This is a genomic window from Microbacterium sp. MMO-10 (assembly GCF_037148715.1).
GTDB lineage: Bacteria > Actinomycetota > Actinomycetes > Actinomycetales > Microbacteriaceae > Microbacterium.
In genome coordinates this window covers 400,876-421,667 of record NZ_JBBCSV010000001.1, presented here as the reverse complement: position 1 = coordinate 421,667, position 20,792 = coordinate 400,876, and the positions used below count along the sequence as shown (strand labels likewise).

21 protein-coding genes are annotated in these 20,792 nt (G+C 72.6%); 12 read left to right on the top strand and 9 right to left on the bottom strand.

Going from position 1 to position 20,792, the window contains the following annotated elements; all coding sequences use genetic code 11:
- The first annotated feature begins 88 nt into the window (after positions 1-88).
- Positions 89-676, top strand: a complete 588-nt coding sequence (locus WFJ17_RS01860; RefSeq protein ID WP_336647501.1) for a MarR family winged helix-turn-helix transcriptional regulator — start codon at positions 89-91, stop codon at positions 674-676.
- Between the two features lie 22 nt (positions 677-698).
- On the opposite strand, the gene WFJ17_RS01855 is transcribed toward WFJ17_RS01860, so the two are convergent.
- Positions 699-1,667, bottom strand: a complete 969-nt coding sequence (locus WFJ17_RS01855) for an alpha/beta fold hydrolase (RefSeq protein ID WP_336647500.1) — start codon at positions 1,665-1,667, stop codon at positions 699-701.
- 78 nt (positions 1,668-1,745) lie between these two features.
- Here WFJ17_RS01855 and WFJ17_RS01850 point away from each other — a divergent pair, with 78 nt between their 5' ends.
- Entirely contained in the window at positions 1,746-2,438 is a 693-nt protein-coding gene (locus WFJ17_RS01850) for a TetR/AcrR family transcriptional regulator (RefSeq protein ID WP_336647499.1), read from the top strand.
- Positions 2,439-2,553: 115 nt separating this feature from the next.
- Here WFJ17_RS01850 and WFJ17_RS01845 read toward each other — a convergent pair whose 3' ends face one another.
- Positions 2,554-3,969 (bottom strand): MFS transporter, encoded by a 1,416-nt coding sequence (locus WFJ17_RS01845; protein ID WP_251443190.1) that lies wholly within the window; start codon positions 3,967-3,969, stop codon positions 2,554-2,556.
- Between the two features lie 173 nt (positions 3,970-4,142).
- Between WFJ17_RS01845 and WFJ17_RS01840 the strand changes: the two genes are divergently transcribed.
- The 10 genes from WFJ17_RS01840 to WFJ17_RS01795 all read left to right on the top strand — a co-directional run bounded on the left by WFJ17_RS01840 (position 4,143) and on the right by WFJ17_RS01795 (position 14,212).
- Positions 4,143-4,685, top strand: a complete 543-nt coding sequence (locus tag WFJ17_RS01840) for an MOSC domain-containing protein (RefSeq protein ID WP_251443188.1) — start codon at positions 4,143-4,145, stop codon at positions 4,683-4,685.
- 15 nt (positions 4,686-4,700) lie between these two features.
- Positions 4,701-5,246, top strand: a complete 546-nt coding sequence (locus WFJ17_RS01835; RefSeq protein ID WP_251443185.1) for a hypothetical protein — start codon at positions 4,701-4,703, stop codon at positions 5,244-5,246.
- A gap of 349 nt (positions 5,247-5,595) precedes the next feature.
- Complete coding sequence (locus WFJ17_RS01830) at positions 5,596-6,879, top strand: MFS transporter (protein ID WP_251443183.1); 1,284 nt, start codon at positions 5,596-5,598, stop codon at positions 6,877-6,879.
- The gene (locus WFJ17_RS01825) at positions 6,876-7,757 is read left to right on the top strand and encodes an alpha/beta fold hydrolase (RefSeq protein WP_336647498.1); all 882 of its coding nucleotides are present in this window, start codon (positions 6,876-6,878) and stop codon (positions 7,755-7,757) included. The genes WFJ17_RS01830 and WFJ17_RS01825 overlap by 4 nt, the downstream gene beginning before the upstream one ends.
- The gene (locus WFJ17_RS01820; protein ID WP_336647497.1) at positions 7,750-9,231 is read left to right on the top strand and encodes a carboxylesterase/lipase family protein; all 1,482 of its coding nucleotides are present in this window, start codon (positions 7,750-7,752) and stop codon (positions 9,229-9,231) included. Before WFJ17_RS01825 ends, WFJ17_RS01820 begins: the two co-directional genes overlap by 8 nt.
- A gap of 41 nt (positions 9,232-9,272) precedes the next feature.
- On the top strand, positions 9,273-10,406 hold the full coding sequence (locus WFJ17_RS01815) for a PucR family transcriptional regulator (protein ID WP_251443174.1): 1,134 nt from the start codon (positions 9,273-9,275) through the stop codon (positions 10,404-10,406).
- Positions 10,407-10,591: 185 nt separating this feature from the next.
- Positions 10,592-11,554 carry a fumarylacetoacetate hydrolase family protein gene (locus tag WFJ17_RS01810; protein ID WP_251443171.1) on the top strand — a complete coding sequence of 321 codons (963 nt, stop codon included), beginning with the start codon at positions 10,592-10,594 and terminating at the stop codon, positions 11,552-11,554.
- On the top strand, positions 11,554-12,024 hold the full coding sequence (locus tag WFJ17_RS01805) for a RidA family protein (RefSeq protein ID WP_251444354.1): 471 nt from the start codon (positions 11,554-11,556) through the stop codon (positions 12,022-12,024). The genes WFJ17_RS01810 and WFJ17_RS01805 overlap by 1 nt, the downstream gene beginning before the upstream one ends.
- Positions 12,021-12,803: a cyclase family protein gene (locus WFJ17_RS01800; protein ID WP_251443167.1), complete on the top strand. Its 783-nt coding sequence runs from the start codon at positions 12,021-12,023 to the stop codon at positions 12,801-12,803. Before WFJ17_RS01805 ends, WFJ17_RS01800 begins: the two co-directional genes overlap by 4 nt.
- A complete protein-coding gene (locus WFJ17_RS01795; RefSeq protein WP_336647496.1) occupies positions 12,800-14,212 on the top strand; it encodes an FAD-binding protein in 1,413 nt (470 codons plus the stop codon). The genes WFJ17_RS01800 and WFJ17_RS01795 overlap by 4 nt, the downstream gene beginning before the upstream one ends.
- A gap of 52 nt (positions 14,213-14,264) precedes the next feature.
- Here the strand turns inward: WFJ17_RS01795 and WFJ17_RS01790 are convergent, their stop codons facing one another.
- From WFJ17_RS01790 to WFJ17_RS01760, 7 genes are read right to left on the bottom strand one after another with little or no spacing between them, the layout of a single operon-like run.
- Positions 14,265-15,191 carry an NAD(P)/FAD-dependent oxidoreductase gene (locus tag WFJ17_RS01790; protein WP_336647495.1) on the bottom strand — a complete coding sequence of 309 codons (927 nt, stop codon included), beginning with the start codon at positions 15,189-15,191 and terminating at the stop codon, positions 14,265-14,267.
- A complete protein-coding gene (gene fdxA, locus WFJ17_RS01785) occupies positions 15,184-15,513 on the bottom strand; it encodes a ferredoxin (RefSeq protein WP_251443157.1) in 330 nt (109 codons plus the stop codon). Before fdxA ends, WFJ17_RS01790 begins: the two co-directional genes overlap by 8 nt.
- Complete coding sequence (locus WFJ17_RS01780; RefSeq protein WP_251443155.1) at positions 15,510-16,919, bottom strand: FAD-dependent oxidoreductase; 1,410 nt, start codon at positions 16,917-16,919, stop codon at positions 15,510-15,512. The genes fdxA and WFJ17_RS01780 overlap by 4 nt, the downstream gene beginning before the upstream one ends.
- A complete protein-coding gene (gene cobA, locus WFJ17_RS01775) occupies positions 16,916-17,839 on the bottom strand; it encodes a uroporphyrinogen-III C-methyltransferase (RefSeq protein ID WP_251443153.1) in 924 nt (307 codons plus the stop codon). The genes WFJ17_RS01780 and cobA overlap by 4 nt, the downstream gene beginning before the upstream one ends.
- Positions 17,839-18,930: an ABC transporter permease gene (locus WFJ17_RS01770; RefSeq protein WP_336647494.1), complete on the bottom strand. Its 1,092-nt coding sequence runs from the start codon at positions 18,928-18,930 to the stop codon at positions 17,839-17,841. The genes cobA and WFJ17_RS01770 overlap by 1 nt, the downstream gene beginning before the upstream one ends.
- On the bottom strand, positions 18,920-19,720 hold the full coding sequence (locus WFJ17_RS01765; protein WP_336647493.1) for an ABC transporter ATP-binding protein: 801 nt from the start codon (positions 19,718-19,720) through the stop codon (positions 18,920-18,922). Before WFJ17_RS01765 ends, WFJ17_RS01770 begins: the two co-directional genes overlap by 11 nt.
- The gene (locus tag WFJ17_RS01760; protein ID WP_292882951.1) at positions 19,717-20,757 is read right to left on the bottom strand and encodes an ABC transporter substrate-binding protein; all 1,041 of its coding nucleotides are present in this window, start codon (positions 20,755-20,757) and stop codon (positions 19,717-19,719) included. Before WFJ17_RS01760 ends, WFJ17_RS01765 begins: the two co-directional genes overlap by 4 nt.
- Positions 20,758-20,792 lie beyond the last annotated feature (35 nt).

Below are 20,792 nucleotides of genomic sequence, written 5' to 3'. Positions count from 1 at the left end.
AGGATCCTGTCAATGCTTGTCATCTGGCATGTACATGCAGTGTGACATGCAATTGGGATCCATGTCAAGTCGCATGTAAAATCAGCTCGTGCCTCAAGACGCTGAGAACCCGGATCCCCTCGACGCGATCGTCGCCGCGCTCGGCCTGTTGCGCGGGCGCGGGCCCCGGCCGCCGCGCGCGCACGATCGCTTCGGGGATCCGCACGCCGCAGGCGCGCACGACGGGCTCCACGGGCACGGCGGTCCGTACGGCGCGCACGGGGATCACGAGGGGATGCACCGCGGGCCGCACGGGCGGCGGCGCGAGGGCGGATCCGAGGGTGTCGGAGTCTGGAGTGGAGTGCGAGGGGAGGCCCCCGCGCGCGTCCGCATGCTCGAGGCGCTGGCGTCGGGTCCGCTCAGCGTGAGCGCGCTCGGCGAGGCGATCGGCGTGGATCAGCCGCGGGCGTCCCGCCTGGTGCAGCAGGGCGTCGAGCGCGGCTGGCTGCGTCGGGAGGCCGATCCGGACGACGCCCGGCGCACCCGCATCGTGCTCACCGATGAGGGGCGGCGTCTCGGCAGGGGCGTCCGGGGGGACCGGCGGGAGATGCTGCGTCGCGCGATGTCGGCGCTGACGGCGGAGGAGCAGGCGGAGTTCGCCCGCCTGCTCGCCAAAGTCGCGGCGAACTGGAGCTGAGCGCCCTCGTTCCTGCCCGCGCTCAGCGCGCGGTCGCCGGGTGCGGTGCTCCGCTCGCATGCGCGGCGGCACCGCGGAGGTGCGGGATCGGCGGGACGGTGCGCCCTGTCCGCAGACGCGGCGATGGCGACGGTGACGGATCGGCATCGGCGCGGGCGAGGTCGAGCACGGCGTCCAGCACGGCGTCGGCCTGCAGGATCCGGTTGTGCCCGAGGCCGTCCGTGCGCAGCAGCGTGGACCGGTCGCCGTGGGCCGCATGCAGACGCAGCGCATCGGCGTCGGGCATCCGGCGATCGGCGCGATCGTGGGCCACGAGCAGCGCGGTCTCCGCGGGGAGCGGATCCCGCGCCGCGTCGTAGGCGGCGGCCACCCCGGCGGCGTCGAGCCCGAAGCGCGCCGCGAACCGGCGCTCGAACCGCTCCGCGACCGCAGGGCTCAGCTGCAGCGTCCGGGAGAACTCCGCCAGGAACGCCGCCGGCGACGCGGCGCCCGCGATCACGGCGACCCGGGGTGCGGGGGTGCTCGTACGCGCCGCGGTGAGGGCGGCGAGTCCGCCGAACGAGTGACCCACGATCGCGTGGAAAGGCCCGTCGGTGCGTTCGAGCAGCGACGCGACCTCCACCCAGTCGCGGAGGTCGGTGTCGCTGCCGCTCGACGCGCCGTGCGCCGGGGCGTCGAACGCCGTCACGCGGAACCCCTCGGCGACGAGCTCGCGCACGAGCGGGGCGAACTGGGAGGCGCGCCCCTGCCAGCCGTGCAGGAGCAGGACGGTGCGCTCGCCGCGACCCCAGCGGTAGGCGACGACCTCGGATCCGCGGAGCAGGATCCGCTGGCGGCGTGCCTCTCGATGCGTGGCCAGGTCGGCATCGCGCACGGCCATGCGGGGCGCGGTCGTGAAGAACAGGCGCAGCGCGAGCCGGGCCGACAGTGCGGGCAGGAGCGGGCCGGAGGCGCGGACGCCGGCGGCGAGGAGTCGGGCGGTGGCGAGCATCGGGTCTCCTTCGGCGAGCGAAAAGTATACGTACGTTCATACGTAGATTACGCGAACGATCGTACGTACACTAGGGGCATGTCGAAGCCCGCCGGTCAGGATCCGCGTGAGAGCGTGACGGTCCCGTCGCGCCCCGCCGCGGATGGGCGGCGCACGCGCGGCGACGCCTCCCGGCGCACGGTGCTGCACAGCGCCACCGACCTCGCCTCGGTCGACGGCCTCGACGGGCTCACGATCGGGCGGCTGGCCACGGCGTCCGGCCGCGGCAAGAGCAGCATCGCGACCCTGTTCCAGAGCAAGGAGGGGCTGCAGCTGGCCACCGTCGCGGCGGCGAGGGACGTCTTCACCGCGCTCATCGTCGAGCGGGCACGCACCGCCCCGCGGGGCGCGCAGAGGCTCTCGGCGCTGCTGCGCAACGCGCTGGACTACTCCCGCGACCGGGTGTTCACGGGCGGCTGCTTCTTCGCCGCGACGGCCGCCGACGTCGACTCCAAGCCCGGTCCGGTGCGCGACGCGGTTCGCTCCGCGCTCGTGGACTGGTACGGCTACCTCGAAGCCCAGGCGCGCTTCGCGATCGCCGCGGGGGAGCTCGCCGAAGGCACGGATCCCGAGCTGCTCGCGTTCGAGCTCGCGGCGCTCAACGAGGAGGCGAACTCGAGGTCGCTGCTGCTGCAGGACGAGCGTCCTTATCTGCTCGCGGCGCGAGCGATGCGGGACCGCCTGCGCGCGGCGGGCGCGGAGCCGGCGCTCCTGGTGCCGCTGGACGAGTAGCCGGATCCGTCGCCGGATCCGCGGACGGGCCCGGGATCTGCTTCAGGTCGCACTATCTGCTCTTCAGAGCCGTCGTTCGGCGCAGAAAGTGCGACCTGAGCGTCGAAAACCGGCTCTAGTGCGAGAGGCGGACGCTGCTCCGCGCCTCCTTGACCGGCAGCAGCAGAAGGAGCCCGGCGAGCAGCACGGCGACGATCCCGAGGATCCCGAACTTCGTGTTGCCGGTCAGGATGATCAGCAGCGTCCACGCGCCCTGGGCGATCCAGCTCGCGGCGCGGCCCGTCGTGGCGTAGAGGCCGAAGACCTCGCCTTCGCGGCCCGCCGGGGTGACCCGGGCCAGGAACGACCGCCCTGCGGACTGCGCGGGACCGACGAATGCGCACAGGATCAGGCCGCCGATCCAGTAGGCGATCGGCCCGGTGTCGACCAGGGCGAACACCGCGATGCCCGCGACGCACATGCTGGCGAGTGAGATGAGGATCAGCCGCTTCGGACCCCAGCGGTCATCGAGACGCCCGGCCAGGATCGTGGACACGCCGGCGATGAGGTTCGCCGCGACGCCGAAGATCACGAGGTCGAGGAACGTGAAATGGAAGACCGTGCTCGCGATCACGGCGCCGAAGGTGAAGACCGCTCCCAGGCCGTCGCGGAACACGGCGCTCGCGACCAGGAACCAGAACGTGGTGCGCGTGCTCGGGTTGCGGTAGAGCCCGATCACGTCCTTCACGAGCAGCGCGTACGACGCGAAGAAGCCGACCTTCCGGTCCGCCCGGCCCAGCGACGGCTCCGGCACGTTCAGGAAGATCGGGATCGAGAATGCGATCGCCCACACCGCGCATCCCACCGCGATGATGCGGAACGGCAGCCCGCCGTCCGCGGAGAGTCCGAACCAGTCCGCCATGTAGAACACGATCACCAGCACGAGCGCGACGATGCCGCCGAGGTAGCCGAAGCCCCAGCCGAGGCCCGAGATCCGTCCGACCGTCTTCGCGTTCGCGATCGAGATGAGCATCGCGTTCGAGTTCACGGAGGCGATCTCGCTGAAGACCACGCCGGCGGAGATCAGCGCGACCCCCAGCCAGAACAGCGACGGACTCGGCGTGACGAACCAGAGCCCGAGCATGCACAGGATCAGGGCGCCGGTGCCGATCCCGAGCCACAACTTCTGGCGGCCGGCCGCATCGGCGCGTTGTCCGAGCACGGGGGCGAGCAGCAGGATCGCGAAGCCGGCGATGGTGCCGCCGAGCCCGAGGCCGCTCGTGAGCTCGGCGATCCCGGCGACCTTCGCCGGGTCCTTGTCGGGGAGCGAGGCGAGCCCGGCAGGCAGGAACGCGTCGGACGTCAGATACAGCGCCGTGAAGATGAAGGTCAGGATCACCGAGTGGAACGGCTGCGTCGCCCAGTCCCAGAGCGCCCAGGAGTAGACCTGCTTCTTGGGCGCCGGCTCGTCCCCGCGCAGCTCGAGACCCACCACAGCGACGGCTCCGCTGTTCGCGGCCGCCTGGGGTTCGGGATGATCGCCGTTGCTCATGCAGGAAGTCTCGTGGGTGGGGGTGAACGGAGGGTAGCGGCGCGCCGGAATCAGGAGCGCGGTCGGGGGCGGGGCGGGCCCGCTCGCGACGGCTGCGCCCGGGCTTCGTCGGGGTGGGGCGGCGTGCGCGTGCGGTCGGGTTGTCGAGATGCACGGCGTGGCACGATGAACCCATGACGGGTCGAGTGGTCGCGGTTCATTCCAGCCCCGTGCACGGGTTCAGCAAAGCCCCGCGCGGCGAGATCGCGCTGGTCGAGGGCGTGGGGGTCGTCGGCGATGCGCATGCCGGTCCGACGGTGCAGCACCGCTCCCGGGTCGCGGCGGATCCGTCGCAGCCGAACCTCCGCCAGGTGCACCTGATCCACGAAGAGCTCTTCGCCGACCTCCGCGCGGCGGGACACGAGGTCGCCCCCGGGAGCCTCGGCGAGAACATCACGACCGGCGACGTGGATCTGCTCGCGCTCCCGGTCGGGACCCGGCTGCGCATCGGATCCCAGGCCGTGGTCACCGTGACCGGGCTGCGCAACCCCTGCCAGCAGATCAACGACTTCCAGCCGGGGCTGCTGAAGCAGGTCGTGCGCACCGATGATGAGGGCCGGGTCGTCCGTCTCGCCGGCGTCATGGGCATCGTCTCGCGCAGCGGATCCGTGGCTCCCGGAGACCCGATCCAGGTGAAGCTCCCGCCCCCTCCGCACTTTCCGCTGACCCGGGTCTGACCGCTCGTGCCGCCCGTGGTCCTGGTCGAAGGGGAGAGCGACCGGCTCGCCCTGATCGCGGCGGCGCGCGTGCGCGGGGAGGAGCTCCGTGCGGACGTGGTCTCGCTCGGCGGCATCACGAACCTGCGTTCCTGGCTGGAGCGACGGGATCCGGCGGTGCCGGTGCTCGGGCTCTATGACGCGGCCGAGCTGCGCTACGTGGTCGGCGCTCTCGTCGCCGGCCGCCTGCTGCCCGCCGGCGAAGCCGACCCGGCGGCGGTCGCCCGATGCGGGTTCTTCGGATGCGAGCAGGATCTGGAGGACGAGGTGATCCGGGCCGCCGGCCCCGAGCTGGTGCTGCAGACCCTCGATGCCCGCGGGGAGCTCGCGCTGTTCCGGGTGTTCCAGGGGCAGCCCGCGCAGCGCGTGCGCTCCGTCGACGCGCAGCTGCACCGGTTCGCGGGCACGGCGAGCGGACGCAAGACGGTCTTCGCGGCCGATGTGATCGCGGCGCTGCCCGCCGCCCGGATCCCGCGGCCGCTGGTGGCGCTGCTGGAGGCCGTGCGGGCGGCGGAGGGCTAGGTGGCGTCCCGCGGCGGGGATCCCCCGGCCGCATCCGCTCTCCGCGTGAGCGTCCCGCGGGCGCTTCGTTCGGAACTGTGCGGCAACCTCGGACGAAAAGCGGGAATCTCTCCGAGTCAAGCGCACATCTCCGCGCGAGACGCACGTCTCCGAGCCAAGCGCAAATCTCCGAGCCGAGCGCGCCTCTCCGCGCTGAGCGCACTTCTCCGCGTGAAGTGCGGCACGCCGGCGCTCGCTGTGGGATCGACGGGAACGAGTTGGGGAATCGCCGATGCCGGACGGCTCCGCGGCTCGTTAGCGTGCCCGCACGGCACTGTTCGTGCCGGTCAACCCGAGCCCGGAGATTCACATGTCAACGTCGACTGCACGACCTCGGATCCGTCTCGCCCTGTTCATCCTGATGCTGGCCATGGTCGCCGAGGGACTCGACCTCGTCGTGGCAAGCTTCGTCTTCCCGCGCGTCATGGAGGAGTGGGGGACGAGCATCGAGGACATCACTCTCCTCGTCACCCTCAGCGTCGTCGCCGGCGCGATCGGCGGCTACCTCGCGGGCCCGCTCGCCGACCGCTTCGGCTGCCGGCCCGTGATCGTCGTCTGCGCGCTGGAGTTCTCGCTGCTGACGGTCGCGACCGCGGCGGTCCCCGGGATGGCCGGGCTGATGATCGTGCGGCTGGCCGCGTGTGTCGGACTCGGCGCTCTCGTGCCGGTCGTCATCGCTCAGGTGGCGGAGCTCGCCTCCGAGCGCAGCAGATCGCACATGGTGAGCCTGGTCTGGTCGGGCGGAGCGTTCGGCTTCATCCTGGGCAGTGTGCTCGCTGCGGTGGTCATCCCCACAGCGGGCTGGCGGGCCCTGGTGATCATCAGCGGCGCTCTCTCGCTCGTGCTGGTGCCGTTCCTGCTGCGCGTGCTGCCGCGTCGACCGGAACGGTTCGACGATCTCGCGCCGGTGGCGGCCGCCGATGACCGCAGCGCCGTCGGGACGCTGTTCGCCCGCCGGTATCTCGTGTCCACCATCCTCACCTGGATCTGCTTCGCCGTCGGTCTCGGCGTCGCCTACCTCATCGCGACCTATCTGCCGCTCATGGTCGAGCGTTACGGTCTGGGCGCGGGGAGCTCGGCGCTCGTCACCGGCCTGTTCGGCCTGTGCGGTCTGCTGGGGCAGCTCGGACTCGGCTTCGCGCTGCGACGCTGGGACCCGCGCTCCGTGCTGGCCGCGGTCTGGGGCGTCGGCACCGTGGGGATCATCCTGCTCGCCGTGGTCGATCTCGGAATCGGGGGCTTCCTCGCGGCGATCTGCGCGATCGCCTTCACGATCGCCGGATCCAACGCCGTGCTTCCCACTCTTGCTACCGCGCTGTATCCCGCGCGGGCGAACGCGACCGGCGTCTCCTGGGCGAATGGGGCAGGGCAGATCGGTCGCCTCGGCGGCGGCTGGGCCGGAGGCGCCATGCTCGCCGCGGGGTTCAGCACGACCCAGCTCTTCCTCGGCATCGCGGTGCCCACCGTCGCCGGGATCGTCGCCGCGGTGCTGCTCCGGCGTGCTCGGCCCACCGCAGAGGCGATCGAGGACGTGGTGCTCCCCGCCACGGTGCCGGCAGGGTCCGCTGCGGCCGCTTCGAAGGCCCGCCCGTGACGGGCGGGCGGGGCGCGACGGACGCATCGTCCGAGTTCGCCGTCGACGCCGGAGGCCTCCGATTCCACGCCGTCTCCTGGGGGCCCGCGGACGGCGTCCCGCTCCTCGCCCTGCACGGCTTCCCGCAGCACGCGGGGAGCTGGGACCGCGTCGCCCCGCTGCTCGCGGAGCAGGGGATCCGCACGGTCGCCTTCGATCAGCGCGGCTACTCGCCGGAGGCGAGGGTGCCGCTGGACCAGTACTCGCTCGATGCGGTGGTCGCCGACGCGGTCGGCGTCGCAGATGCGCTCGGATGGGATCGTGTGCACCTCGCCGGCTTCGGTCAGGGCGCGCTGCAGAGCTGGTCGACCGCCGCGGCGCATCCGGACCGGATCGCATCACTCACCGCGCTGCGTTTCCCCCACCCTGCGGCCTTCGCCGAAGGGGTGCGCACCGACCCGGCGCAGCGCCGAGCGTGGGACGAGCTGGAGAGCATGAGCCCTCCGCTCCCGGCGGCGGAGCAGTTGCTGCGCGACGACGCCGCCGGACTCAGGGCATTCCTCGCCGCATCGGGGATGCGTCCGGAACTGGTCCGCGAGACGGTCGCGCGGCTGCGGGATCCGGAGGTGCTCGAGGCAGCAGTAGCCTGGCACCTCATCCCCGTCGAGGCGATGGCCGAAGTCCCGCCGGTCGCCGTGCCGGCGCTCTACGTCTTCAGTCAGGGCCCGGCGCTGCTGCCGGCCACGGCCGCGCTCTGCGCACGGTTCGCGCGCGGCCCGTTCCGGATGGTGGAGCTCGACGAGGGCGGGCACTGGCTGCTCGACACCGCGGCCGTGCGGATCTCCGCGCTGATCGGCGAGCACATCCGGGCCGCAGAAGCCGGGGCCGCGCGTGCCTGAGCTCCTCCTGTCCACGCCCTCGGGACGTCTCGCCGGCCACCGGGACGGCGGCCTGCTCCGTTTTCATCGGGTGCCCTACGCCCTGGCCCCGGTGGACGAGAGGCGGTTCGCCCCGCCGGTGCCGATGCCGCCGTGGACGGGGGTCCGCGGATCCGCGTCGCCGGGGCCGATCGCGCCTCAGCCCGCGAGCCCGCTGGCCGACGCCGGGCGCGGCATGAGCGAGGACTGCCTCTTCCTCGACGTCGTCACGCCGTCCGTGCACGGCCTTCGCCCCGTCGTCGTCTGGCTGCACGGCGGAGGTTACTTCGCCGGTTCCTCGCTCGAACCCGACAGCGACGGGGCGCGACTGAGCGCCGAACACGACCTGGTCGTCGTCTCCGTGACGCACCGGCTCGGCGTGCTCGGGTTCCTGGATCTGGAGCCCCTCGGCGTCCCCGCATCCGGTCTCGCCGGTCACCTCGACCTCATCGCGGCGCTGCACTGGATCCAGGGGAACATCGCCGCCTTCGGCGGCGACCCGGACCGCGTCACGGTCGTGGGGCACTCGGGCGGCGGAGGCAAGACGTCGATGCTGCTGAGCACGCCGGCGGCGGAGGGGCTCATGCACGGCGCGGTGATCATGGCCGGCCCGGAGTTCGACCTCAACGACCCCGCGCGCGCGGGCGACACCCGAGCCGCCGCAGTCGACGCGCTGGCGCTCACCGGTGACGCCGACCGTCTCGTGTCCGGCCTCCGCGGGGTGCCGACCGAGGTGCTCCTGCAGATGCAGGAGCACCTCGGCGCGGGCGCCGTCCCCGGTCCGCACAGCATGCGCTTCTCGCCCGTCGTCGGCCGCGCCCCGCTTCCGCTCGCCCCCACGGCGGCGGCCGGAGCCGGCATCGGCGCCCGCATCCCGCTCATCGTCGGCACCGCCCGCGACGAGTCCCACATCGTGCTCGGGATGGATCCGGACGCCGCATCCCGCGACCTGTCGCCCCAGGAGCTGCAGCGTCTCGTCGCGGACGGGCTGGATCATCCGCAGGACGCGGATGCGCTGCTGCGCACCTACCGCGGGCTCCTCCCCGCCGCCCCGCCGGGCGAGCTCTGGCTGACGATCGCCTCCGACCAGTTCCGCATCCGCAGTCTCCGTCTCGCAGAGGCGCGCCTGGCCGGAGGCGCCACGGCGACCTACGTGTACCGGTACGACCTGCCGGGGGCGACAGGATCGGCCGCCCACGGCGCGGAGGTGCCGGCGTTCTTCGGCATGACCCCGGATCGGACCGCAGACCGATGCCTGAGCGGGTTCGCGCGCACCGGGATCCCCGATCCGGCCTGGCGCGCCTATTCGGAGACGGAGCGGCACGAGTTCCGCTTCGGAGAGGCGGGCGCCGGATGCGTTCCCGATCCGGATCCGGCTCGCCGCACGGCCTGGGACGGCATCGGCACCGGACCCGCCTCGCACCCCTGGGCGCGGCTGCTCGAAACCGCGGAGTAGCCTGCATTCCACGAGGGACGGCCGGCCGCCCGGGGAGAGGCATGACGACGAGGAAGAGGACCGCGGCGCACCGCGCGTGCGCACAGGTCGAGGAAGGGCTCGACGCGCTCGCCGCCGAGACGACCGACCATGTGCGCGCCGAGATCGCCGGATACGCCCTGGTGCCGCTCGAGACGCACCGTGCAACCGTGCGCGACACGATCAGGGCGCTCCTGCACGCGCTCGCCGCAGACGGATCCCTCTCGGCGGAGGACGCCAGGGCGATCCGCTACGCGGCGCTGCGCCGGGAGGCCGCCGGCATACCCGTGCAGGACGTGCTCGCCGCGTTCCACGTGGTCGGGCGGGATGTGTGGGACGCGTTGTCGCACGTCGACGGGATCGCGCCGAGCACTCTGGTGCAGCTGGCGGATCCCCTGTGGTCGTGGATCCAGAAGACGAGCGCGCACGTCGCCGAGGCGTTCGCGGGGGGCGGGGGCGCGCACGGGCGGCAGGTCGTGCTTCGTCAGCGCCTGCTGGAATCCGTCCGCGCGGGCGACGCGGCGGAGGGCGATGCGGTCGAGAACGCGCGGCGGCTCGGATTCGTGCCCGGTGGCCTCTTCCGCGCGGTCTGCACCGAGGCGGGGCCCTGGGTGGAGGGAGACCTCGAGTTGCTGCAGAAGGGGCTGTCGCGGCTGCCCGGCACGAATCACGCGGGGCTTCACGGCACCCTGATGATCGTGCTCTGCCAGGGCGCCTCCCCGGAGGCGGTGTCCGAGGAGGTGCACCGCCAGCTGCCCGGTCGCGGGAGCGTCGGAGTCGGGCTGGAGCGGCCTGGTGTCTCCGGGGCCGAGACGAGCATCGGCGACGCCGAGCGGGCGTTGCGCGTCGCATGGCCGGACTCGGTGTCGTTCTTCGAACGCGCGTGGCTGCACTCGGGGCTCGTCGACGCGCGCACCCGGCTCACCCCGCTGTACGGCGATGCGAAGGCGGTGGCGGCGGAGCATCCCGGTCTCGCCGAGGCGGTGCGCGCCTTCGCCGACGAGGGGTTCAGCTTGGCCGCGGCCGCCGCCGCGCTGCAGTTGCACCCCAACACGGTCGCCTACCGTCTGGATCGGTGGCAGGAACTGACCGGCCACGACCCGCGGCGCTTCGACGGCCTCGCGCTGTCGATGCTGTCGATCGGGCCGCCGCGCTGAGACTCCGCCCGTCGCCTGCGGGCGAGGGTGCCCCCGATCGAGGTGATCGGTCCCTCGGGGAATCCACCAAGAACCGGTCCTGAATCGCAGTGATCCGCCGACGAAGTCGGGGGGACCCTGCTCCTAGTGTCGTCGAAACGACAGCACGAGGGAGCAGTCATGGTCGATGAGGACGGGGGCCGCGCATGCGGCTGCTGAGCGCGGGGCCTGTCGGCGCCGAGGAGCCGTTCGCCCTGCTCGACGACGACGGATCAGACGGCGTGCCGTCGCCCGAGGCGGTCGTCGTCCCGCTGCGCGCCCTGGCCGCGCGGTACGGCGTGCGGATCCGTCACCTGAGCGACCTGGTGAGCAGGCGCGCGGATCTCGCGGAGTGGCTGGCCGGCCCGGCCGCGCAGCGGCTTCGGGAGAGGCTCGGGACGCGCCGGATCGGTGCGCCGATCCCGAAGCCGCGCCTCGTCGTCGGAGTCGGCATGAACTATCCGTCGCACGCGGCCGGCCTCGACACCCGCGCCGGGGATCCGGTCCTGTTTCTCAAGCCGCCGTCCGCGGTGTGCGGCCCGTACGACGAGATCGTCCGCCCGCCCGAGACCGCCGCTCTGGACCACGAGGTCGAGCTCGGCATCGTGATCGGCGCGGCCGCTCATCGGGTCCCTCCGGAGCGCGCCCTCGCCCACGTGGCCGGCTTCGTCGTGGCCGACGACGTGTCCGCCCGTGACATCGCCCTCGGGGCGGGTCTTGCGCATCCCCTCTCCCTGCAGCTCACCCGGGCGAAGGGCTTTCCGACGTTCTGCCCGCTCGGACCCTGGCTGCTCACCGCCGACGAGGTGGCCGCGCCCGTCGATCTGATCCTGCGTCTGAGCGTGAACGGATCCGCGCGGCAGCACGCGCGCGCGACCGACATGATCACCGGGGTCGCGGAGCTGATCTCCTTCGTGAGTGCCGGCCTCCCGCTCGAACCGGGTGACGTGATCCTCTCCGGATCCCCGTCCGGGTGCGGTTTCGAACAGGACCCGCCGGTCTTCCTGCAGCCGGGGGACGTCGTCGAAGCCGAGATCACCGGTCTCGGCCGTATGCGCACGCCCGTCGTCGACGAGGCCGGTCCGCTCCCCTCCGCCCACCCGATCACGCCCCCGAGGAGGCAACCGTGATGATGCCCGCTGACCGCCCGTTCATCGAGGCGATCAACCCGTCGGACCTCGCCCCGCCCGCCGGGCACTTCGACCGCGCGATGCGGATCGGTCCGTGGCTCACCGTGTCCGGAACCTCGGCGCTGACGAACCTGACCGGCCCGGTCGAGGACCGGCGCCTGCCCGCGGGCTTCCGTGCGCAGGCGGACCTGGCGTTCGACAACATCGCCATCGTGCTGGCTGCGGTGGACGCCGGCTTCGAGCACGTCTACGAGGTGCACGCGACCCTGGCCCGTGCCGAGGACTTCGGCACCCTGAACGAGATCTTCCGGGAGCGGATCCCGCAGCGGGGCTTCGTCGGCAGCGGCTACGTCGCCGAGTTCCTCGGCCCGGGAATGCTCATCGAGGTCGAAGTCAGGGCGTACCTCCCGCACTTCGCCGGCGATGCCCCGGCTCCCCATCCGACACACCCGAACGGAGACAACTCATGACCAGCCCGACCCCCTTCCTCGGCGCGCGCATCGTCGACCTGACGACGCCGCTGAGCCCGACCACGCCCGTGGTGCCGGTGCCCGCGCCCTTCGCGCCGACCGCCGGCCTGACGTTCACCCCGGTCAGCGACTTCGATGAGCACGGGCCGGGCTGGTCGTGGAGCGACATCACGCTCGGGGAGCACGCCGGTACGCACGTCGACGCCCCTCGACATTGGATCAGCGGCCGCGACGGGCGTTCCGTCGACCAGATCCCGCCGGACCGGCTCGTCGGACCCGTTGCCGTCCTCGACCGCACGGCGGCGGTGGACGAGAACCCCGGCTATCTCGTGACGGTGGCCGACCTGGAGGACTGGGAGGCGGAGCACGGGCGGATGCAGCCGGGGACTTGGCTCCTCGTGCGGACGGGCTGGAGCGCGCGCGGCGAGGATCCGGAACGCTTCCTGAACGACAACGTCTGGCCCGGTCTCACCCTGAAGGCGGCCAAATGGCTCGCCGCGCACCCGCATCTGTCCGGCCTCGGCGTCGAGGCCATCGGCATCGACGGCCTGGGAGCCGGTCCGGAGGCGGACGATGCCGAGGACGACCCCGGTGCGTTCGGTCCCGGCCACTACTACCTGCTCGGATCCGACAAGTACGGGCTGACCTCGTTGCGCAACCTCGACGCGCTGCCGGCGGCGGGAGCCTGGATCGTCGTCGCGCCGCTGCCGCTCGTGGGCGGGACCGCAGGGCCTGCCCGGGTGTTCGCGTTCGTGCCGGACGGGGGTGAGCCGGAATGAGCGCCGAGGAAGGGGCCGCGCCCGTCGACCTGCTCGTCGTCGGCTGCGGCGCCGGCGGCTTGAGCGTCGCGCTGTCGTTCCTGGAGGAGGCCGAGCGTTCGGGCCGCACCCCGCGGGTGACCCTCGTGGAGCGTGCCCCGCGCGCCGAGCGCGGGGGAGCGACGCGATGGTCCTGGGTCAACGTGACCGTCGATAGAGAGGGCGTCGTCGACGCCGGAGTCATCGAACGGATCCTGGCGTCGCATACCGATGTGGACGAGCCGTACTTCCGGGTGATCGAGCAGGAGGGCGCCGCGACCGTGGCGTGGCTCGAGGATCACGGCGTGCAGATCACGCATCAGCGCCCGCCGTTCGCGATGGCGAACGACTACGGCGCGATGGTGGGCGGGGGAGCCAGCCTCGTCGAGGCGTTCTGCTCGCGTCTCGAGGAGATCCCGGGCGTGGAGATCCGCTATGACACCGAGGCGCTGCAGCTGCTGACGGACGAGGACGGCCGGGTGGACGGCGTGACCGCGCGCGGCCCGGACGGGCTCACCCGCCGGATCGCCGCCGACGCGGTGGTCCTGGCCACCGGGGGCTTCGAAGGCAGTCTGGAAGCGGTCACCCGGTACGTCGGCCCGCGCGCCGGGCGCATCCGTCCGGTCGTCCCCGGACTCCGCTTCAACACCGGCGACGGACTGCGCATGGCGACCGAGCTCGGCGCGGCGACCGCGGGCCAGTTCGACCGGCTGCACGTCCAGCTCGTCGACGAACGGACGTCCAAGCCGGACGCCGGGATCTTCGGGATACCCTTCGGAGTGATCGTGGACGGCCGCGGTCGCCGATTCGTCGATGAGGGGTCCGCGACGCCCGAGGCGCTCAACGCTCCGCTCGCGTGGTCGGTGTGGCGCGACCACGATGCGACCGCGTCCTTCGTCTTCGATGCGCGCGCCGCCCGGATCCCGGGCTGGGGGTTCCTCAACCAGAGCGACATTGAGCCGTACCGCGCCGACACGCTGGCCGAGCTGGCCGGGCTGATCGGGGTCCCGCCGAACGCCCTCGAAGAGGAGATCGCGCGCTTCAACGACGCCGTCGTCGACGGCGAGTTCGACCCCGCTGTCCTCGACGGCAAGCACACGCGCGGGCTGGAGTTCGACAAGACGAACTGGGCGCTTCCGATCGCCGAGGCGCCCTTCTTCGCGTATCCGCTCGCGACGGCATCGACGTTCAGCTACGGCGGCATCCGCATCGACCTGCAGGGGCGCGTGGTCACGCCCCGCGGCACGGCGATCCCGGGCCTGTACGGCGCAGGGGTCGTCACCGGCGTCTGGTACGGCGAGTACCCGGGCGCCATGTCCGTGCTGCGCACCGTGACCTTCGCACGACGCACCGGCAGCGAGATCGCCTCGGCGTTCTCCCGCACGGGCTGAGTGACGGACTCGGCTCCGCACCGCACTGACGCGCCCGGGTTTCCCGGGTGCGTCAGTGCGCCGTCGCGACGCCGATCGAGTCGTGGATCATGACCGCGGCGACCCGGGCGCCGGCGCCCGCGGCGACGATGAGCTGCTGCGGTCCGGGCGAGGCCACGTCGCCCGCGGCGTACAGCCCGGGCACGCTGGTGCGGCCGGCGCGGTCGGCGGCGAGGTGGCCGTGGGCGTCGAGATCGGGCGCGAGCGCGGGCAGGAACGACAGGTCGGTCTCCCACTCGGGGCGCACGAAGCCGCCCTCGACCGCGTGCTGGGATCCGTCGGCGAGGCTGATGGCGGTGAGGGCTCCTCGCTCGCCGTGCAGCTCGGTGATCGGGCTGCGTTCGACGGCGATGCCGGCGGCCGCGAGCTCGGCCTCCTCCGTGGTGTCGGCCGCATCGGAGCCGTTCGTGAAGACCGTGAGCCGGGTCGTCCAGCGCGCGATGAGCCGGGCGCGTGCGGCGAGGTCGGGCGTCTCCCCGATGAGGGCGAGCGGGCGGCCCTGCAGCTCCCAGGCGTCGCAGGCCGCGCAGCTGAACAGGCTCACGCCGTAGAAGCCGCGCAGGTTCGGGACCTCGGGCAAGGTCTCGCGCAGGCCGGTGGCGAGCAGGACGCGGTGCGCGCGGACCGTGGCCTCCGGCGCCCGCCGGCCGACCTCGGCGACGAAGCCGGATCCGTCCGCGGCGAGCTCGAACACGCGTTCGCGGGTGCGGATCGTGACGTTCGGGTAGGCGGCGAGCTCCTCGCGGGCGATGCGCCGCAGCTCATGCGGCGGGATCCCGTCGCGGGTGAGGAAGCCGTGCGAGACGAGGGTCGCGGCGTTGCGCGGCCGGTCCGCGTCGACGACCAGCACGCGCGCGAGCGAGCGGGCGAGGTTCAGCGCGGCGGAGAGCCCGGCGGGCCCTCCGCCGACGATGAGCACGTCGTAGACGTCGTCAGTCATGACCGTCAGCCTGGGGCGGGAGCGCGGCGACCAGCGGGTGGTCGAAGGCGTAGGCGCCGACCTTCGCCGCGCCGCCCGGGGATCCGATCTCGTCGAAGAACGCCACGTTCGCGGTGTAGTAGTCGCTCCACTCGTCGGGCAGGTCGTCCTCGTAATAGATCGCCTCGACCGGGCAGACCGGTTCGCAGGCGCCGCAGTCGACGCACTCGTCGGGGTGGATGTAGAGGGAGCGCTCGCCCTCGTAGATGCAGTCGACCGGGCACTCGTCGATGCACGCGCGGTCCTTCACGTCCACGCAGGGCAGCGCGATCACGTAGGTCATCGGGCGAGCGCCCCGCTGCGCGAGATCTCGACCTGCTCCTCGCGCGGCACGACCTTGACCCGCTCGCGGGTGTGCTCGTGCGCGGCGCCGAGCGCGCGCTCGTGCGCGTCGAGCTCGAGCCAGCCGTCCCACGTGGTCACCTCGACCTCGCGCTCGGCGAGCAGGTCGAGGATGTCCGCCGTCTCGGTCGGGTCGGCGAGACGGCCGGCGTCGGCGTCCTCGAGCAGGTTCGCGATGGTCTCGGTGGCGTCGGACTTGGTGTGGCCGATCAGGCCGACCGGGCCCCGCTTGATCCAGCCGGTCGCGTACACTCCCGGCGTGCCGTCGACACGGCCGCCGTCGTTGGGAACCACGCCGCGCCGGTCGTCGAACGGCACGTCGACGATCGGCGAGCCGAAGTAGCCGACGGCCCGGTACACGGCGGTGATCGGGTACTCGACGAAGGCGCCGGTTCCCGAGACGGATCCGTCCTCGCTCGGCGCCGTGCGCTCGAAACGCACCTTCTCGACGCGGTCGGATCCGAGGATCTCCACCGGCGCGTGCCAGAAGTGCAGGTGCAGGCGGCGGGTCGCCCCCGTGCTCTCGCCGCGGTTCTCCGGACGGTCGCGCCAGGCGTTCAGCGTGCGCAGCATGATCTTCAGCTGGTTGGTCCCCGCCGCGGCCGGATCCACCTCTGCGAAGTCCGCGTCGTCGACGATGATGTCGACGCCCGCGACCTCGCCGAGCTCGCGCAGCTCGATCGGGGTGAACTTGATGTCGGCGGGGCCGCGGCGGCCGAACACGTGCACGTCGGTGACGGCGGAGGCCTCGAGACCGGCGAGCACGTTGTCGGGCACCTCGGTGCTGCGCAGGTCCTGCGGCAGCTTGGCGAGGATGCGGGCGACGTCGAGGGCGACGTTGCCGTTGCCGATCACCGCGACCTGCTCGTCCACGAGCGGCCAGGTGCGGGGCACGTCGGGGTGGCCGTCGAACCACGAGACGAAGTCCGCGGCGCCGTAGGAGCCGGGCAGGTCGACCCCGGGGATGCGCAGCGCGGCGTCGCGGATGGCCCCGGTCGCGAGCACCACGGCGTGGTAGCGGGCCTGCAGCTCGTCGATCGACACGTCGCGTCCCACCTCGATGTTGCCGAGGAAGCGGATGGTGCGACGTTCCGCGTCGACGCCCTGAGCGTCGAGCATCTCGTGCAGCGAGTTCACGATGCCCTTGATGCGCGGGTGGTCGGGGGCGACGCCGTAGCGGATGAGGCCGTAGGGCGCGGGGAGCGACTCGAACAGGTCGATCTCGACCGTGCTGCCGTCGGACCGGGCGGCGATCGCGTTCGACAGGATGTTGCCGGCGTAGATCCCGGCGGGACCGGCGCCGACGATCGCGACGCGGAGCGGGGAGGAGGGGTGGAGGTCGGTCACGGCTGCAGGGTCTTTCGGTCGGATCGGGCGTGTGCAGGGGGTCGTTGAGCGAGCACCGGCGCAGCCGGGATGTCTTGCCGGGGTCGTTGAGCGAGCACCGGCGAAGCCGGAGGGAGACGAAACGCGGTGCTCTTGCGGGGGTGCCGCGTTTCGTCTCGGTCGCCTGCGGCGTCCTCGCTCAACGACCCCGAAAGTGCGGCGTGGGGGCTCAGCCGCACCACGTCGCCCACCACGACGACGGCGGGGTTGCGCACCTGGCGCACGGCGGCGAGCCCGGCGATCGTGCCGAGCGTGCCGATGGTGACGCGCTCGGCGGCGCCGTAGCCGTCCTCGACGATGGCGACGGGGCAGTCGGCGCCGCGCTCGCCGCGGGCGAGGATCCCGGCGGTGTGCGCGAGAGTGCCGATGCCCATGAGCAGCACGACGGTGTGATCGGATCCGCCGGGCAGCTGCTCGATCGGATCGTGCGCGCTCGCGACGGTGAACGCCGTCGCGACGCCGCGGTGCGTCAGCGGGATGCCGGCCACGGCGGGCACGGAGACGGCGCTGGTCACGCCGGGGACGACGCTCACCGCAATGCCCTCGGCCTCGCAGTAGAGCGACTCCTCCCGGCCGCGGCCCAGCACGAACGGATCCCCGCCCTTGAGACGCACGACCTCGCGGCCGGCGCGGGCGTGCCGCACGAGCAGCGCGTTGATCTCCTGCTGCGGCACCGGGTGGTGCCCCGGAGTCTTGCCGACGTCGATCACCTCGGCGGTGAGGACCACGCCCTCGGCGGCGAGCTGGTCGAGCACGGCGCGCGCGCCGAGCCGATCGGCGACGATCACGTCGGCGCGTTCGAGGGCGCGGAGCCCCCGCAGCGTCAGCAGGCCGGCGTCGCCGGGGCCCGCTCCGACCAGAGTCACGGTTCCGTAGGACATCAGGCACCTCCGAGCAGGAGTCCGCGGCGGCGCAGCACGGCCCGCTCGATCGGCGCGAACAGCGCCAGCTCGATGAGGATGCCGATCGCCAGGATCAGGATGATGGTCGCGAGCACGCCGGGAAGATCCGCGAGCTCGCGGGACTGGTCGAGCATCGTCCCGAGACCGAAGCCGATGGATCCACCGGTCGTGATGATCTCGGCGGCCATGAGCGAGCGCCAGGAGAACGCCCAGCCCTGCTTGAGCCCGGCGAGGTAGCCGGGGAGAGCCGCGGGCAGCACGATCGCCGTCGCCGCCTGCAGGCGGCCCGCGCCGAGCACGGTGCCCACCCGGCGCAGCTGCGGCGGCACCTGGTCGATGCCGGCCAGCAGCCCGTTCACGATCGAGGGGATCGCCCCCATCAGGATCACGAAGTACGCGGTCGCATCCGACAGACCGAACCAGATGATCGCCGCGGGCACCCAGGCCACGGACGGCAGCACCTGGAGCCCGGAGATCAGCGGTCCCGCGGCGCGGCGGAGCAGCTTCCACTCCGCCAGGAGCAGGCCGAGCGGGGTGCCGACCGCGATCGCGACCACGAAGCCGATGCCGCCGCGTTCGAGGCTCGTGAGCACCGACTCCTGCAGCCGGCCCGACTGCCAGGCGTCGCCGAGGGCGCCCAGCACCTGCGCGGGGCTCGGCGCCTTGTCGGGGCGCGGCTGGGCGATGACGATGTAGAGCTGCCAGGCGGCGAGCAGCAGCACCAGCAGACCGACCGGCGGCAGCACCGCGCGCAGGCGCTCGCGCGTGCGGGATGCGGATCCGATCTCCACGGTCTGCAGACGGTCCAGGCCCTCGAGCTCTCCATGGGGTCGTTGAGCGAGCCCCGGCGCAGCCGGAGCGAGACGAGACGCGGTGCTCTGGCGAGGGTGCGACGTTCCCTCTCGGCCGCCTGCGAGGGGGCCGCGTTTCGTCTCGGTCTCGCTGCGCTCGTCTTCGCTCAACGACCCCGAGGAGAGGCTGCGCTCGTCCTCGCTCAACGACCCCGAGGGGAGGCTGCGGGCGTCCTCGCTCAACGACCCCGAGGCGGGGACGGCGTTCTCAAGAGGCATTGCGGCGGATCTCCTTCCGCAGCTCGACGGTGATCTCGGCGGCCAGCGCCGACACCTCGGGCGACTCGATGCGCCGGCCGCGGGTGCGCGCCACGCGCCATTCGCGGGAGATCCGGCCGGGACGGCTGCCGAGCAGCACCACGCGCTCGCCGAGGCGGGCGGCCTCGCGCACGTTGTGGGTGACGAACACGATCGTGCGGCCGGTCTCGCGCCACACGTTCTCGAGGACCTCGTGCAGCAGGTCGCGCGTGATGGCGTCGAGCGCCGCGAAGGGCTCATCCATGAGCAGCACCGGGCGGTCCTGGGCGAGGGCGCGGGCCAGCGCCACCCGCTGCCGCATGCCGCCGGAGAGCTCGTGCGGGCGCTTGTCCGCGGCGTCGGCGAGGTTCACGATCCCCAGCAGGCGCAGCGCCTCCGCCCGGCGTTCGGCGCGCGGCACGCCGCGCAGGCGCAGGGCGAGCTCGACGTTGCGGCGCGCGCTCAGCCAGGGCATGAGCGCCGCATCCTGGAACATCACCGCGGCGCCCTCCGGCGGAGCGGTGAGCGTGCCGGCGGAGACGGGCTCGAGGCCCGCGATGAGGTTCAGCAGCGTCGACTTGCCGCAGCCGCTCGCGCCGAGCAGGCAGACGAACTCTCCCGGTGCGATGTCGAGCGAGACGTCGTCCAGCACGACGGGGCCGGATCCGTACAGCTTCGTGACGTGCGCGAGACGCACGGCCGGATCCACCGGATCCGGAGCGGGCAGGACCGGGGTGACCCCGTCGAAGCTCGGCGCGAGCGGGGCGGTCATTTCCTCGCGCCCAGTCCGCCGTCGTCGACGGCCTTCTCGCCGCGCTCCTTCAGCGCCGCGTTGAGCGCCGTGAGGTCGAACAGGCCGTCGATCGAGCCCTTCGTCTGCGTGCCTGCGGTGACGCCGTTCTTCACGAGGGTCGCGAACGCCTGGGCGTTCGGATCCGCCGAGAACGACACGTTCGCGAGCGACGGCGTCAGCACGTCGTCGGCCAGGGGCTTGCCGGTGGCCTTCTGCAGCGCGGCGTTGACGACCGTGCCGACCTCGGTCGGGTTCTTCGCGATCCAGTCGAGCGCATCCAGGTGCCCGGCCACGAGCTCCTTCACGGCGTCGGGGTGCTTGTCCGCGAAGTCCTTGCTGACGAGGAGCACGGTGGTGGGGAACTTCCCGCCGGGCCAGAGGTCGCGCTCGTCCTGCAGCACGTGCGCCCCGGCCTCGACGACCAGGCGAGACGCCCAGGGCTCCGGCAGCCAGGCGCCGTCGAGCTGCCCGTTCTTGAACAGGGCGAGGGTCTGCGCGTTGTCGGTCGGCGTGATGTTCACGTCGCCGCCGCCGGTGATGCTGGTCTTCAGCCCCTTCGAGGAGAGCCAGGTGCGCAGCGCGACGTCCTGGGTGTTGCCGAGCTGCGGCGTCGCCAGCGTCTTGCCCTTCAGATCCGCGGCGCTGGTGATGCCGTCGCGCACCACGAGCGACGCGCCGCCGCTGGTGGCCCCCGCGATGACGCGCACCGAGGCGCCCGCCGACTTGATGTACGAGTTGATGGCCGGGTTCGGGCCGATGTAGGTGGCGTCGATCGCGCCGGCCGAGAGCGCCTCGATGGCCGCGGGGCCCGCGTTGAAGACCTCGGTCTTGAGCGCGGTCTTCCCCAGCTCCTTCTGCAGGAAGCCCTTCTCGACGCCGACGAGCGCCGGGGCGTGCGTGACCGTGGCGAAGTAGCCGACTCGCACGGTGTCGAGCTTCTCGGTCTTGTCGGCCGCCGAGGCCTGACCGGAGGCGCAGCCGGCGAGCATCGCCATCGCGAGTCCGAGGGTGGCCAAAGCCGCACTGTAACGAGCCGTTGCGATACGGGTCT

What these genes read in the sequence shown, in the direction of transcription:
- WFJ17_RS01855 (WP_336647500.1), bottom strand. Translation starts at nt 1,667, where the DNA reads ATGCTCGCCACCGCCCGACTCCTCGCCGCCGGCGTCCGCGCCTCCGGC.
- WFJ17_RS01850 (WP_336647499.1), top strand. Translation starts at nt 1,746, where the DNA reads ATGTCGAAGCCCGCCGGTCAGGATCCGCGTGAGAGCGTGACGGTCCCG.
- WFJ17_RS01845 (WP_251443190.1), bottom strand. Translation starts at nt 3,969, where the DNA reads ATGAGCAACGGCGATCATCCCGAACCCCAGGCGGCCGCGAACAGCGGA.
- WFJ17_RS01840 (WP_251443188.1), top strand. Translation starts at nt 4,143, where the DNA reads ATGACGGGTCGAGTGGTCGCGGTTCATTCCAGCCCCGTGCACGGGTTC.
- WFJ17_RS01830 (WP_251443183.1), top strand. Translation starts at nt 5,596, where the DNA reads ATGTCAACGTCGACTGCACGACCTCGGATCCGTCTCGCCCTGTTCATC.
- WFJ17_RS01815 (WP_251443174.1), top strand. Translation starts at nt 9,273, where the DNA reads ATGACGACGAGGAAGAGGACCGCGGCGCACCGCGCGTGCGCACAGGTC.
- WFJ17_RS01810 (WP_251443171.1), top strand. Translation starts at nt 10,592, where the DNA reads ATGCGGCTGCTGAGCGCGGGGCCTGTCGGCGCCGAGGAGCCGTTCGCC.
- WFJ17_RS01805 (WP_251444354.1), top strand. Translation starts at nt 11,554, where the DNA reads ATGATGCCCGCTGACCGCCCGTTCATCGAGGCGATCAACCCGTCGGAC.
- WFJ17_RS01800 (WP_251443167.1), top strand. Translation starts at nt 12,021, where the DNA reads ATGACCAGCCCGACCCCCTTCCTCGGCGCGCGCATCGTCGACCTGACG.
- WFJ17_RS01795 (WP_336647496.1), top strand. Translation starts at nt 12,800, where the DNA reads ATGAGCGCCGAGGAAGGGGCCGCGCCCGTCGACCTGCTCGTCGTCGGC.
- WFJ17_RS01790 (WP_336647495.1), bottom strand. Translation starts at nt 15,191, where the DNA reads ATGACTGACGACGTCTACGACGTGCTCATCGTCGGCGGAGGGCCCGCC.
- fdxA (WP_251443157.1), bottom strand. Translation starts at nt 15,513, where the DNA reads ATGACCTACGTGATCGCGCTGCCCTGCGTGGACGTGAAGGACCGCGCG.
- cobA (WP_251443153.1), bottom strand. Translation starts at nt 17,839, where the DNA reads ATGTCCTACGGAACCGTGACTCTGGTCGGAGCGGGCCCCGGCGACGCC.
- WFJ17_RS01770 (WP_336647494.1), bottom strand. Translation starts at nt 18,930, where the DNA reads ATGCCTCTTGAGAACGCCGTCCCCGCCTCGGGGTCGTTGAGCGAGGAC.
- WFJ17_RS01765 (WP_336647493.1), bottom strand. Translation starts at nt 19,720, where the DNA reads ATGACCGCCCCGCTCGCGCCGAGCTTCGACGGGGTCACCCCGGTCCTG.